At 46.4% G+C, this 14,063-nt stretch carries 12 protein-coding genes; 6 read left to right on the top strand and 6 right to left on the bottom strand.

Going from position 1 to position 14,063, the window contains the following annotated elements; genetic code table 11:
* Positions 1-25 precede the first annotated feature (25 nt).
* Positions 26-1,210, bottom strand: a complete 1,185-nt coding sequence (locus EOPP23_RS13545) for a flavin-dependent monooxygenase (protein ID WP_153766522.1) — start codon at positions 1,208-1,210, stop codon at positions 26-28.
* A 479-nt stretch (positions 1,211-1,689) separates the two neighbouring features.
* Between EOPP23_RS13545 and EOPP23_RS13540 the strand changes: the two genes are divergently transcribed.
* The 4 genes from EOPP23_RS13540 (at position 1,690) to EOPP23_RS13525 (ending at position 6,810) form a co-directional block, all read left to right on the top strand.
* Positions 1,690-2,190: a flavin reductase family protein gene (locus EOPP23_RS13540; protein ID WP_153766521.1), complete on the top strand. Its 501-nt coding sequence runs from the start codon at positions 1,690-1,692 to the stop codon at positions 2,188-2,190.
* 60 nt (positions 2,191-2,250) lie between these two features.
* Complete coding sequence (locus EOPP23_RS13535) at positions 2,251-3,339, top strand: ferredoxin--NADP reductase (protein WP_228550712.1); 1,089 nt, start codon at positions 2,251-2,253, stop codon at positions 3,337-3,339.
* A gap of 207 nt (positions 3,340-3,546) precedes the next feature.
* A complete protein-coding gene (locus tag EOPP23_RS13530) occupies positions 3,547-5,139 on the top strand; it encodes a FadD3 family acyl-CoA ligase (protein WP_153766520.1) in 1,593 nt (530 codons plus the stop codon).
* An 87-nt stretch (positions 5,140-5,226) separates the two neighbouring features.
* On the top strand, positions 5,227-6,810 hold the full coding sequence (locus EOPP23_RS13525; protein WP_153766519.1) for a GMC family oxidoreductase: 1,584 nt from the start codon (positions 5,227-5,229) through the stop codon (positions 6,808-6,810).
* A gap of 45 nt (positions 6,811-6,855) precedes the next feature.
* Here EOPP23_RS13525 and EOPP23_RS13520 read toward each other — a convergent pair whose 3' ends face one another.
* Positions 6,856-7,629, bottom strand: coding sequence for a hypothetical protein (locus EOPP23_RS13520; protein WP_153766518.1), 774 nt, complete (start codon positions 7,627-7,629; stop codon positions 6,856-6,858).
* A gap of 381 nt (positions 7,630-8,010) precedes the next feature.
* On the opposite strand from EOPP23_RS13520, the gene EOPP23_RS13515 reads away from it, so the two are divergent.
* Both EOPP23_RS13515 and EOPP23_RS13510 read left to right on the top strand, forming a co-directional pair.
* The gene (locus EOPP23_RS13515) at positions 8,011-8,322 is read left to right on the top strand and encodes a hypothetical protein (RefSeq protein ID WP_153766517.1); all 312 of its coding nucleotides are present in this window, start codon (positions 8,011-8,013) and stop codon (positions 8,320-8,322) included.
* A gap of 62 nt (positions 8,323-8,384) precedes the next feature.
* A complete protein-coding gene (locus tag EOPP23_RS13510; protein ID WP_153766516.1) occupies positions 8,385-8,735 on the top strand; it encodes a DOPA 4,5-dioxygenase family protein in 351 nt (116 codons plus the stop codon).
* A 34-nt stretch (positions 8,736-8,769) separates the two neighbouring features.
* Here the strand turns inward: EOPP23_RS13510 and EOPP23_RS13505 are convergent, their stop codons facing one another.
* The 4 genes from EOPP23_RS13505 to EOPP23_RS13490 all read right to left on the bottom strand — a co-directional run bounded on the left by EOPP23_RS13505 (position 8,770) and on the right by EOPP23_RS13490 (position 13,905).
* Positions 8,770-10,200, bottom strand: coding sequence for a carbon starvation protein A (locus EOPP23_RS13505; RefSeq protein WP_153766515.1), 1,431 nt, complete (start codon positions 10,198-10,200; stop codon positions 8,770-8,772).
* A gap of 239 nt (positions 10,201-10,439) precedes the next feature.
* The gene (locus EOPP23_RS13500; protein ID WP_153766514.1) at positions 10,440-12,143 is read right to left on the bottom strand and encodes a M48 family metalloprotease; all 1,704 of its coding nucleotides are present in this window, start codon (positions 12,141-12,143) and stop codon (positions 10,440-10,442) included.
* A gap of 41 nt (positions 12,144-12,184) precedes the next feature.
* The gene (locus tag EOPP23_RS13495) at positions 12,185-12,553 is read right to left on the bottom strand and encodes a hypothetical protein (protein ID WP_153766513.1); all 369 of its coding nucleotides are present in this window, start codon (positions 12,551-12,553) and stop codon (positions 12,185-12,187) included.
* Complete coding sequence (locus tag EOPP23_RS13490) at positions 12,550-13,905, bottom strand: CHASE2 domain-containing protein (protein WP_153766512.1); 1,356 nt, start codon at positions 13,903-13,905, stop codon at positions 12,550-12,552. The genes EOPP23_RS13495 and EOPP23_RS13490 overlap by 4 nt, the downstream gene beginning before the upstream one ends.
* Between the last annotated feature and the right edge of the window lie 158 nt (positions 13,906-14,063).

The raw sequence follows: 14,063 nt of genomic DNA, 5'->3' as shown, positions 1-14,063 counted from the left end.
TTGAAAGCCCTGTATCAATAACCTCTTATAAAAAGAAGTCAGCAGTTTCACGACCAAAGGTCACACCACCAAAGTTATTAGCATACTTGGCAGGCTGGTTAGCAACGTGAGTACGGCCAGTCTGGATATCACGGAAGGCGCGGTTGATCTGGTGATCGGTTCGAATACCGGCAGAACCGCAGCTCAGGTATAACTGAGTAATCGCATCAGCGCATCGGTCAGCGACCATGGCTGAGTCATAACGCCACTGCACGCGATCTTCAATATTCAGCTCTTCACCGTTATTAACCGCTTCTTCCATCTTGGCGAAGTTGCTGTACATAACCGTCTTCAGTTCAGAAACGACACGCAGAGCGTCAGCTGCAGCTTTCTGAGCTATTGGGTCTTGAGCAACATTCTGGCCAGTCGTCAGAGCAACACGGCTCTTGTTGAACGCAATAAAGTCGTTCAGTGCGCCACGCAGAGCACCGATGCAGGAAGATGATACAGCGCGTACAAAAATCTGACCGAAAGGCAGGCGGAACAGTGGGTCAGTGTTAGTTTCATTGCCCGGACTGTTCTGAGCGAAGCCATCCAGTGAGCGATGAGTACGGTACTCAGGAACAAAGGCATCTTTCACAGTAATGTCGTGAGAACCGGTGCCTTGCAGACCCATTACATTCCAGTTATCAACAATCTCGTAGTCCGCGCGTGGAACCAGGAAGGTTCTGTAATCAGGTGCTTCGCCTGGATTCTCAGGTGGTACCATTGCGCCGAGGAAAGCCCATTCGCAATGCTTGGAGCCGGAAGAGAAGCCCCAGTGTCCGCTCAGTTTGAATCCACCCTCAACACGTTCAACCTTACCAACCGGCATGTAGGAAGAAGAGATCAGTACACTGGTGTCTTTCTCCCAGACATCCTGTGCAGCGCGGTCATCAAACAGAGCCAGCTGCCAGTTGTGAATGGCCACAACGCCCAGAACCCATGCCGAAGACATGCAGCCTTCAGCCAGCTTGGTTTGAACTTCAAAGAAATCTTTTGGTGTCAGCTCGTAACCTTCCCACTTCTGCGGTTGCAGAATACGGAAGAAACCAGCTTCCTGAAAGTCATCAATAGTTGCCTGTGGCAGGTAACCCAGCTTTTCAGCTTCCGGTGCTCTTTCACGCAGTGCAGGAACCAGTTCTTGGGCACGCTCAAACAGTTGTTGTCTGATCTGGTCTTTATCGATCATATTATTCTCTCCAGTGCATACCTCAGGCCATCTTGTTCTTTTTACTGCCGGCGCTGCAGGCAAAAGTTGTCGGGCTTTCTTTTACATAGAGAGCCCGCTGCTGAAATTGAAACAAGGCATAGGTTTTCTCTCATCCTTCAAATGGACCATTGGATTTTTGCTGATCCCAAAAACATTGATACATATAACTCTATTGATCCGGATCAGTTTTTTTGAAGGGTGAGCAGTCAATTGAAATTGCTTACTAGAAAGGGGACTTTAAAGCATAATAATAGCTATTGAGTCAGTCGACTGCTTTAGTCTTGATGGACGATGTTTGTTGACGAGAGCAAGGGAACAATTCTGATCATCAATTTCGGTTATTTTTCTCTCAGCAGTCTCAAGCTCGACTGTTGACAATAATTAGCCAAGAACGAAAGAGATATTGATCGTCGTATTGTTGGGTTGATCAGTATGCAAATAATAAAAAGGAACAGGCTATGAGTAATTCTGAACAGCTGCGTAATGACATGCTTCAATCGATGCGCCGTCTGGCCAGTTCCGTATCAGTGGTTACTGCTGTCGGTGATAATGAAAAGCATGCAATGGCGGCCACTTCTGTTACCTCTCTGTCCATGGACCCACCTTCATTGCTGGTATGTGTGAACAAATCTACAGGCATGCATCAGGCGCTGGATAACGGTGGTGACTTCGTCATTAACGTCTTGGGAAATGATCAGCAGGAAGTTTCTGCAGCCTGTGGTGGCAAGCTGAAAGGTGAAGAACGTTTTACCGTGGGTAACTGGACAGAAACAACTGCTGGTTTGCCTTACCTGAAAGACGCTCAGTCTGTGGTAGTGCTTGAACAGGACGGTCGTTATGAGTACGGCACGCATACGATATTTATTGGCAAAGTGAAAGAAATTAAAAACAGTGATGACGTAAATCCGCTGTTGTACGTTGATGGACGTTACGCCTCCGTTGAAGCTGCTGAAGCCTGAAATAAAGAATAAAAACGTGCACACATGAAGCCCTCACCAGTAGTAGATATGAGAAGTGCTATGGCCGAAGAAATATTGATAGAAGAAGCAACAGCCGAAGATAAAATGACAGGCTCACGCTACCATAATCTGGAAGTGGCCGACGTTATTACTGAAACCCACGACAGTAAGTCAGTAGTGTTCTCGGTACCTGGCGACTATCAGGATGATTTTGATTACCTGCCGGGGCAGTTTCTGACTCTGAAAGTCCCTTTTGATGGGCAGGAATTGATTCGCTGTTACTCGCTGGCCAGCTCGCCGGATGTGGATGATGTGCATAAGGTAACGATCAAACGTGTTGACGGTGGTCGTATTTCTAACTGGATTAACGACGAAGTTAAACCAGGTGATCGCATTGAAGTTATGCCGCCAGCAGGTCTCTTCTATCTGAATGAAGGCACTAACGATATTGTTCTGTTTGGTGGTGGTTCTGGTATTACACCGGTTATCTCAATTCTTAAATCGGCGCTGACCACAACAGATCGCAAAGTTAAGCTGGTTTACGCCAACCGTGATGAGCAGTCCGTTATCTTCCGTAAAGAACTGAAGAAGATGGAGCACAAATACATCGATCGCCTTTCGGTGATTTATGTTTACGACAGTATTCACGGCTTTGTCAGCAGGCAGATGGTGAAGGGTGCTACCGCAGGCAGTGACGGTGCAGAGTTCTATATCTGCGGCCCTGGTCCCTTTATGGATACGGTTGAGTCCTCTCTGCTGGAGCAGGGTGAAGACCGTTCCAGAATCCATGTCGAGCGTTTCTCTTCACCGGTTGATCCTGATCAGGAAGCAGCTCTGGAAGCAGAAGCAGCTGCTGCCGCTGAAAGCTCTACGGTTACTGGCTTTAAGGTTGAACTGGATGGTGAGAACTATCAGGTGGCTCATGAATCTGGCGATACCGTGCTGCAATCCATGTTGAAGGCTGGAATTGCAGCACCGTTTTCCTGTGAAAAAGGAATGTGTGGCGCCTGTATGTGTTCTGTAGAAGGCGGTGAAACCAGTCTTGGCATCAACCAGATTCTTGAGCAGGAAGAAGTGGATGAAGGTTGGACACTGGCCTGTCAGTGTCATCCGGTCAGTGGCGATCTGACCGTAAAGTTTCCTGACTGATAACCTGAGTTGTTGGACGCACAAAATCATAGGCTATGTTCTCGCCAAAGGCGGGAAAATAGCCGTCCGGAATTTGATTTTGTATGTCTATACATATTTAAGCAGTCAGGCAGCCAGAAGCATCAGTGATGACTGCGAGTTAACAAAAAACATAGTTAACAAAAACGACAGTCATCACAGGCAAAGAATAATAACAGGAACCGTGCAATGGCCGATGTCACCCAGTGTCAGACAATTCCCCAGTTAATCGATTTTGTGGCTGATCAATATCAGGATCGATCTGCTATAGAAGACGAAGGTCATATAATAAGCTACTCGCAACTGAATGAGCTGCGTAGACAGGCCGCAGCTGCCTTGCTGGTAATGAATGTTCAGCAGGGTGACAGGGTTGCAGTCTGGGCACCGAATATCTGGGAATGGGTGGTTGCAGCCACTGCGTTGCAAACTGTTGGTGCTGCTCTGGTTCCCCTTAATACTCGTATGAAAGGCTCGGAAGCAGGCTATGTGCTAAAGGCTTCCGGTGCAAGAGTACTGTTTTCCATCGGTGATTTTCTGGGTGCTGATTATCCGGCCATGTTGATCAGCGAAGATCTTCCTGAATTGGAGCAGATTGTATTGTTCCGTCAGGAAACGTCTGCTCATCCGGTTGCCATTAGTTGGTCTGCTTTCCTGCAGAAGGCGGAAGGTATTGATCAGCAGCAGGTAGAACAACGACAGTCGATGGTTACTTCAGAAACCATGTCTGACCTGTTGTTTACCTCTGGCACTACCGGCAAGCCAAAAGGTGTTATTACCCAGCATGCACAGAATCTGAAGGTAGTGGCTGACTGGGGTGAAGTGGTAGGAATTGAGGAAAGTGATCGTTACCTCATTGTTAACCCTTTCTTTCATTCCTTTGGTTACAAGGCAGGTTGGTTGGCGGCTCTAATGCGTGGTTGCACCATTTTGCCATTGCAGGTGTTTGACGTGCCGACCATTCTGCAGAAGGTATCCGACGAAAAAATTACTGTACTGCCAGGGCCGCCTACTCTTTATCAATCCATTCTTTCCCATCCTCAGCGTGACTCTTTTGACATCAGTTCCCTGCGTGTGGCGGTTACCGGTGCAGCGGCTATTCCGGTCAGTATGATTCGGGAAATGGATGAGGTGCTGGGTTTCGATACCATCATTACAGCTTATGGTCTGACCGAAGTCTGTGGCTTTGGCACCATCTGTCGTCAAGGTGATTCACCGGAGTTGATTGCCAATACGTCCGGTCGTGCCATGCCTGATGTTGAAGTTCGTTGTATTGATGAGTTTGGTCATGAAGTTCGCAGAGGTACACCGGGTGAGGTGGTCATCCGCGGTCATAATGTCATGCAGGGTTATTTTAATAACGAGGCTGCCACTCAGGAAACTGTTGATAAGGACGGTTGGTTACATACCGGTGACATCGGCATTATGGACTCTCTCGGTTATCTGCGAATCACCGATCGTATGAAAGACATGATTATTTCCGGTGGCTTTAATGTTTATCCGGCAGAAATCGAAAATCATATGAACAGCCATAAAGCTATTGCTCAGGTTTCAGTTGTCGGCGTGCCTGATGAGCGTTTGGGTGAAGTCGGTATGGCCTGGGTCATTACCAAACAGGATGATCAGTTGAATCAGGATGAATTGATTCAGTGGTGTCGTGCAGAAATGGCGAATTATAAAGTGCCTCGCTATGTGCAGTTTGTTGACAGCCTGCCACTGAATGCGTCCGGAAAAGTCATGAAGTTTGAATTAAGGGATCGTGCGACTGAACTGCTGAAGAATTGATTTCAGTTTTAACAGTTGCCGTATAGAACAAGAATAAGAAGCCATGAGCGTGTGAATAATTCACGCAAAAATAACAGGGTGTGTTGTATGTACGATTATATAGTTGTTGGTGCCGGTTCTGCGGGTTGTGTTGTAGCAAACCGTCTTTCTGCTGATCCTCGCAACAAGGTGTTGCTGTTGGAGTCCGGTCCCAAAAATGACATGACCGTCGACATGCCCGGTGGCTGTGCCGAGGCTCTGAAAAGCCAGAAGCTGAACTGGCATATGAATTCTACCCGCCAGGAAAATCTGGCTAATCGAAGGCTGTCAGTACCTCGTGGTAAGACTCTGGGTGGATCCAGTGCTGTAAATGGCATGATCTATGTGCGTGGCCATGCTTCCGATTACGATGGTTGGGCTGCTGAAGGTAACGAAGGCTGGAGCTATGAAGACGTTCTGCCTTACTTCAAGAAGAGTGAAACCAATCAGCGTGGTTCCAGCAAATATCATGGTGATGACGGTGAAATGTACGTCAGCAATGGCGGTACCGGCCACATTGGTTTTGATGCCTTTATTGAAGCCGGTAAAGAAATAGGGATTAAAGAGAGCGATGACTTCAATGGTGAAGATCAGGAAGGTATTGGTCTGTATCAGACTACTATTCGTAAAGGGGTTCGTTCCAGCTCTGCAGAAGCCTTTATTCGCCCGGCTCTTAAACGTGAAAATTTGACCGTACTGACGGGTGCTGATGTTACCCGCGTTATTGTTATGGGTAAGCGAGTAACTGGCGTTGAATACCGCATCAAGGGTAAGTATGAAAAGGCGACCATTACCCGTGAAGTAATTATCAGTGCCGGTGCCATCAAGAGTCCTCATATTCTTCAGTTGTCCGGTATTGGTCGTGAAAGTGATCTGAGCGCAGCTGGTGTTAAAACCATTCATGAGTTGCCAGGTGTCGGCTATAACCTGCAGGAACACCTTGACCTGCACGTCAACTATGAAGTGGACCCAACCTGCAGCATGAATGGCATGGACCGTTTCCCTGCTAATGCCAAGGTAGGTATGGAGTGGATGTTCAAAAAAGAAGGTCTGGGTGCTTTCAGTGGTATGGAAGGCGGTGCTTTTGTTAAGAGTCGTCCGGAGCTTGATCGCCCTGATATTCAGTTCCACTTTTCACCCAGTTATATGGCCTCCCTAACCGAGACTCTGCCATTGACGCCGGGTATTTCCATTCAGGGCTGCAATCTGCGCCCTGAAAGCCGCGGTCATGTTATTTTGAAAAATACTGACCCATTTGTTGCTCCGGAAATTGATTTCAATGTGCTGGATAACGAACACGACTGGGACAAGTTAAAAGAAGCGCTGCGAATCACTCTGGATATGGCGAATACCCGTGCCTGGTCGCGTTATATTCGTCGTCCGATTACCCCGAGCCTGGAAAAGACCGATGAAGCCTCTGTTCGTGATCTGATTGCCCGAATTTCCGAGACTGTTTACCACCCTGTTGGCAGTTGTAAAATGGGGCAGGATGAAATGGCTGTTGTTGATGAGAAGCTAAAGGTGAAAGGTATTGAAGGCCTGCGTGTAGCGGATGCTTCTATCATGCCGAAGCTGATTGGTGGTAACACCAGCGCGCCTTCTATCATGATCGGTGAGAAGTGCGCAGCCATGATTCTGGCTGAAGCCAGTTAATTTGACGCTCTGAAGACTGTCAAAATCACTGGGTTTTGACAGTCTTCAGTCGAGTTCATCAATGGCATGAATAGGCGTTTGATCTGGAGGTAGTTGGTAAATAAGTACGGCCAGCGCGATAAGAATAGGGTACCTTGCATAAGTTGAAAATGACCATGCCAGTAACGCGCCAATAACAAACCCCGCCTCTTTTGGAAGTATTATTCTTACCCCAACCGGAATGAAATCATTATTCTGTCTTTGATTGTTCTGCCTATGATTGTTCTGAACTTCATTCATTACTCTTTGCATATTCTGATCAAGAATTCTGTCTAAAACAGGGATGAATAAATATCCAGTCATGCCTCCTGCCATGGACCAGATAAAATTAATTTTTTCTTGAGATTGTTGTTCCAATAGATATATCTGTTCTAAGGAGTGCTCATAATAATCATCAGCATATATCAATCCGATTACTGCTCCTGCCAGGGTTGTGCCTGTCTTTATTATTATTAAAATAGAATGAGTTCTTAATGGAAACTGATTTTCACGTAAATACTGATTAGTTAAGTCATGATAATAAATAGCTGCATTAGGGAGGACGAGTTCTGACAGCTGTTGGCTGACAAAGTCATAACTCACAGCGCCAAATTTGGCGCCTGAAAATACTCCTGCAGTATCGTAAACCCATCTATACAGTTGGCTGCCCATTGATGTTGTGTTACTTGCAGAGTAGACACTGCCTTCAGGGTCGCTTACTTCAGAAGCACTAATGTTTATGGTGACGTTTATGAAAACTAGTGCAAGAAGCAAAAAGAGGCGAAGACTTTTTAAAAGCACTCTGATGAACTCTGAATTGTTAATTTGAAGCAATTATAGATTCAAATGCCTTAACTATTTATTAATTACCATTTAATACTCTGCAATCAAAATTTTCGTCCTAAGGCTATAGTTCTGAATATTCCGCCTTATCTGCTATAGAGCTACTCAGCTAATCCTTACTTATGAGCTACCTGGTAATATCGACAGTCGTTTTTAGGCAAGGCAGTGCGGGTTCATGCTCCAAAAGCACGGGTGACTGGAAATCAGCACAGAGTTATAGCTACTGATTTTCTCTCCTGGCTCATCACGGGTACCGGAGAATAGAAACACCAGAAATAGCTGCAGGCTGCTATATTGAAAAAGCCTTTTTGACCCTTCTTGTTACGAGGTCTTCTCGTTATGTCTGATGATATTGCCTTTAGAATTCAGCTTGGATTGATTCTACCCAAACTTAAGGAAAAGCTTGCCCCCAGCCTGACTGAAATAGTGACAGAGCTGGTGCATATCGTGAACGCCGGTAGCCTTGAGGAGGACTCTGAAACGGATCTGGGACCGGTAAAGGAAATCATGATGAAGGATCTGGAAATTTTTCTGGATAAGGAAATTTTGCCAGTGGTTGAAGCTTCGTTAAAAAAGGATGAACCTGTCGTAGAGGAAGCTGAACCGGAAGTCGAAGAGGCAGAAGGATCAACCGAAGAATCCTCTGAGTGATGCTGCTGGCTCTTGCTGGAATGTTTTGCTAAAAGACAGTTTTAAAATATAAAGGCTGTCTTATGAGTGGCATAAAGCGACCGGTGAATGCTCATGACTTTTATCATGCGCATGTCTATTTTGATGCGGAAACTGTGGACTATGCTTCACAGTTTTTCAGCTCTGCCGGAGAAAAATTTGGATTAAAGGTTGGGCGGGTTCATCAAAAGCTGGTTGGTCCACATACTCGTTGGAGCTGTCAGATACTGTTCGCTGCGAAAGATTTCGATGCGCTGATTCCATGGCTGGAAGAAAACAGAAAAGGGTTATCAGTGCTTGTGCATGGTGATACCGGCAACGATCTTAGGGATCACACTGAATACGCTTACTGGTTGGGGAAGCCGGTTGAAATTAATCTATCGGTTCTGAAATGACAGAGAGGGAAAGCTCTCTGTCATGATTGCGTAATCAGGCTGCAGAGCTTTGCAGTGATTTCTGATTTTTCTCCTTCATCAGGAACATGATCAGAGCAGCAACAGCTGCTGCGATACCGGCAGGGTATGAAATAACGGATGGCAGAGACAAACCTTCAGGCGCCATCAGAATATAGGTTGTGCAAACAGCTGTCATAAAGGTCGCTGGAATGGATACAAACCAGTGACTCTTGGCCTGGCTGACCATATAAGCGGCAGCAGCCCAAAGTACAACAGTCGCCAGTGTCTGGTTGGAAAATGCAAAGTAGCGCCAGATAATCTTGAAGTCGATAAAGGTCAGGGCAATACCCACTGCAAACACTGGGATGGCCAGTTTCAGGCGGTTGATTGTGCTGGACTGGTCAATGCCAATGGCGTCAGCAAGAATCAAGCGAACGCCGCGGAAAGCGGTGTCACCGGAAGTGATAGGGCAGGCAATAACACCAAGAATAGCCAGTAAACCACCTATTGTTCCCATCAGGCCTACAGAAATTTCTTTAACCACCAGGCCAGCGCCACCCTGATTCAGGACATCGTTCAGACCTTCAATACCGTTAGGGAAGAAGGACATGGCAGCAGCAGCCCAAACCAGAGCAACAACACCTTCGGAAATCATTGCTCCGAAGAAAATAGGGCGACCAAGAGCCTCGTTCGGAGTGCAGCGTGCCATCATGGGTGACTGAGTGGCATGGAAACCGCTGATAGCACCACAGGCAATAGTGGTGAACAGCATAGGAAAGATCGGCAGACCTCTTGGGTGAACAATATCTGCGCCAATTTCCGGAATGGGTAAACCGTTGATAATCATCATGCCACCAACGCCGAAAGCCATGATCAGAAGAGCGGCACCAAACAGTGGGTAAATCTTTGAGATCAGCTTATCAACGGGAAGAATGGTAGCAATGAAGTAGTAGCCGATGATAATGCTTAACCAGAAACCGGATTTCGCCAGAAGGCCTTCACCACCCAGGTTTGCCAGAAGACCGGCAGGGCCCATCATAAAGACGACACCGACAAGAATCAGCAGAATAATGGAAAAGCCGCGCATGAATTTACGAGCAGGTTCGCCCAGATAATGACCAACTACTTCCGGAATGGATTTACCTTCATGGCGAATAGACAGCATGCCTGAGAAGTAGTCGTGTACCGCACCGGCAAAGATGCAACCGAAAACAATCCACAGAAAAGCGGCCGGGCCATATAAAGCACCCATTACTGCACCAAATATTGGGCCCAGGCCGGCAATGTTAAGGAATTGAATCAGGAAAATCTTGTACCAGGGCAAAGGTACAAAGTCGACGCCGTCTTCCAGTTCAACGGCAGGTGTTTTACGTTGCGGGTCTATGCCAAACCAGCGTTCGACCATTTTGCCGTAAATGAAATAGCCAGCGACCAGTGCCAGCAGAGAGAGTAGGAAACTTATCATGGGATACCTCTGACATCACCAATGATGAATAGAAAAATCCCGCGCAGTGTAATCCTCGATGCTTTACATAAAATTGACAGAAGACAATAAGATTGTCTTTTAATTAACCTGTAAAGCTTTTCAGCTTTAAATTAAGTAGTAGTACTTGCTCTCTAAAGGCTTTGAGAGCAGGAAGAGGTAGGGTTATCGGTATAGGAAATTGCAGCAGCCAAATAATCTAAAGGCTGCTGCATTGGGTGTTACAGGAAGGCTTTACCCATAGTTTTAAAGAGTGAGCCAGGCGTTACACTCTTAGGCTTCTCTATCTTGAGGCTGCCGATATACTGAGCGCACATCTCTTTGACCGAGGCATTGCGGGTGGCATCGCATTGCGCAAAAGCATCCTGAGCCGCTTTCAGATTACCTGAACGAAGTGCCAGATTGATCTGCGCTGGGTAGAAGGACTCATTACCAAATCGCTTCTGGCCCTTTTCAATGTATTTCCTGGCGTTTTTAGTCTGATTGCTTTCCAGATATTCATTGATGATATTGGAGTAGGCGATCAGAGGCGCTTTGTTCCAGTCGGCAATTAGTTCAAGGTTTCTCAATGCGGTAGCATCCTTACCCTGGTATTTGCGAATGGTGTACATAAGCAGTCTGGAGCGACTTGAATTGGCAGCGGGTGTTCTCAGTACTGTTTTTCCGAGTTTGTAGGCATCGTCAATTCGTTCTTCAGATACTGCTTTCATAGCTTCTTCCATGGTTTGATAAGCATTCAGTACCTGACGTGTATGCGACTGAGATTTGGCTTTTTCAAATCGACTGCTGGTTAGCTTAACTTTCTTGGTCTTGCGATACTCTCGGTTGGAGTAGGCCTGAATATTCTTTTCTCTGTCTTCAGGATCGGCATGGCTTTTCGACAAAGCCTTCCTGGCAAGCTCCATAGCACCTTTCTTCAGGCTCGATTTACCTTGCTCCAAAGCACCATTTAATCCCTGGGAAAGGAATGCATTAGCCAGTTCCTGAGCCTGTTTCTTTGCCAGCTCGGTGACAAAGTTATCCGCTTTATCCTGACTGGCTGCAATTCTCTGCATAGACTGCTGTGCGGCATTACGGGAGTAACCAGCCTTAACGATAAGGTCGAGAGCAAGTAGATCAGCCTCTTCTTCAAGGGTGCGACTCCAGCTGGAGCCCAGTACATCACTTGAGAAATCCTGAATCAATTGCTGGTTGACCGTGTTCTTGGCAATGGATTTTTTCAGAAGGTCTTTGTTGGTCAGTGACAGAGTCTTCTTGTTGCCTGAGTCGGTCATTTCCATACTTTGGGCCAGAGCCAGACTGGAAGCTACGTTAAATCCGGCCTCGAGCCACAGCGACTGAGCATTCAGAGTTTCTTCACGCAGTGAATGGTGAAGCAGGTTATGAGCCATTTCGTGGGCAAGAATAAACGCCAGTTCGTCTTCGCTCCCTGCGCTTTCAATAACACCGAGATTAATATTCAGTACGCCATCACCTTTGGTTGAAGCACCATAAAGCTGTTGGCTGTTCAGCTGGGTTTTGAATGTGTAGTCAGGCTTTTCGTTAGGCCAGTGAGCAAGGAGCTTTTTAGTAATGCCGTCCATATACCTTTCAAAGGCTGGCACTTCAACTCGCATGGATTTCTGGGTTTGTTGTAACAGCTCTTCTTCAGACAGTTGCCATACTTTTTGACTGTCGTCTTTCTTGTCCGCTGTCAGAAATGAAATGGCAGCATTATCGGTAGATGCCTGGTTTTCTTCTTTTTGTGCCTGCAATTCAACTTTGGAGGACTGAGCCTGATCAGAGGCTATAAACTGTCCTTCAAATTTTTCATACTCTGGGCGCATATCAACAGCTTTGGTTACACCTTCGCTGATTGTCTGCATGGTTTTACAACCGGACAGCAATAGAGCGCCCGTAATGGCAATCGCCAGTTTCTTTTTCATTCTTGCTTCTCTTGATATTGTTCTTGTCTGTTTGGAGCGGGTTACTTATTACAGAGGTCTCCCAGACCCATGACACCACCGGTTGTAGAGTCGGCGGATTGCGTAGTGCTGGCAGTCGCGCAGCTCCAGGCAACAGTAGGTTTACGGTTAAGGCTGAGTTCGAGAGTATCCAGCCACAGCTCTTTACCGTTAGCTGTAATTCTTACCATGCCCAGATCAGGGTCGAAGGCGGTAGCCGTCACAGGTGCTGGCAAGGTGCTGGTACTTGCATCTCTGAGCCAGTTGCCTTCACGGTCATAGACACCAATATTCTCAACGGCATAACCTTTTACGATGACTGACTCATCGGCGTATGCTATGCCGGTGAAGAGTATTGTGGCAGCTAGGGCGAGGGCTTTTATGCAGGTCATGGGTTTTCCTGTATTTCCTGGTTATCGGTAATGACTTCAGATTCAACCTCACCAGACACTGATATGGCATAAGTCATAAGCAGCAGTATTCCAATCACATTGACCGGTGAATAATTTAGTAGCAGGCTCATTGCCATCGCGGTTATCAGGATGACGGTGAAAATTCCTGAAAACAAAATCAGCTTGTGAGGCAGGGAGGCTAACCAGTGTGTTTTGGCAATGAAGGCGATAAACCAAAGAAGCAGAGCAACCAGCGACAGTTCAATCAGGTCTGCCCAGCTGAAGACAGATAATGAAGTGATGGCTTCAGGTTCTTTTAAATAATCTTGCTCAAGGGTAATCAGGTTATCAACGGCCATTGCGTGCATAAACATACCGGGAATCTGGCCGTGAACCGGACTTTGAACAAAGTCGGGTATCCCTGTAAAAGAACCGCCGAAAATAACAATCTTATCTTTGAGTAGTTCTTCCGTAGTGTCCATGCGTAAACGTAACTGATGGGCAAAAAGGTATCGGGAATAAGGGCAGGACTGTCTAGTCGCTTTATCAAGGCTATCGCTGTTATATAAACCCATAAAAGTATTGGTGAATAGCAGCCTTGCAGACTCGGCTATATTTCCGAAGGAGCCGGCATCGTAAGTTCGGCATTCTGTGGTGTCAGTGACATGATCCATAATCGGGTCAGTTCTTGTTCCCCAGTACAGTGTCATAGGAGCGGGATCAGAAAGCCACTGAGTGTCAGAGCAGGAAGCCTTGTTGCAATAGACTTTGTATAAATCCTGCGCCGGAGTATTAGATACTGAATCAGAACTGGAAAGCTCCAGAGGGTATTGGCTGCTATAGCCAGACCAGTGAATTTGTGAGCGTAGTATGTCGCCCTGCAGTTCCGGAAGCAGTGGGCTTTGGCCATCGCGAATCACATCGGCAATAAAAACAGGGCTATTGCCTGCCGGGTCATTATATTTTTCCAGCAACCTTTTGAGACTGTTCAGCCCTTTTGGATCTCTGTCCTGGCTGTATATAAAATCGACAAAAATGGCTTTTGGCTGATAGGAAATAATCTGCCTGAGAAAGCGTGCATGAGCACCATAGCTGAGCGGCCATGACTGATTCAGCTCTCGTAAAACCTGGTCGTTTATCTGAACGACAACAACTTCGCTCTGACCTTTATTGTCATAGAAAGGTGCTGCAAAGCGGGCAATCATTGATTGAGTGTAATGATCAGTGTAATCGCTGAGACCGAATGGATTCAGAACAGCTATTAATACCGAGAGAAACAGGTTTTGGCAGATAAAGACAAAAACCGGGTATCTGTCTTTTAAAGGCTGGATAAGTTGTGCTGCTTTAACCACAGAGATGAAATGTCCTTATTATTTCTGGCTCAATGAAACAGAAACAAAATGCAGCAGATCTGCTTCAATCCAATTTAGGCAGAGTTTGATGTTTTTTTAGCCGCACGTTTTTATATGTTTCTTTTTTACGTCAGGATACTTAATTCATTCTGATAATC

This window comes from Endozoicomonas sp. OPT23 (genome assembly GCF_009653635.1).
In the GTDB taxonomy this organism is placed as follows: Bacteria; Pseudomonadota; Gammaproteobacteria; order Pseudomonadales; family Endozoicomonadaceae; genus Endozoicomonas_A.
The sequence above is the reverse complement of the archived record's forward strand: the minus strand, read 5'-3'. Positions and strand labels throughout refer to the sequence as shown.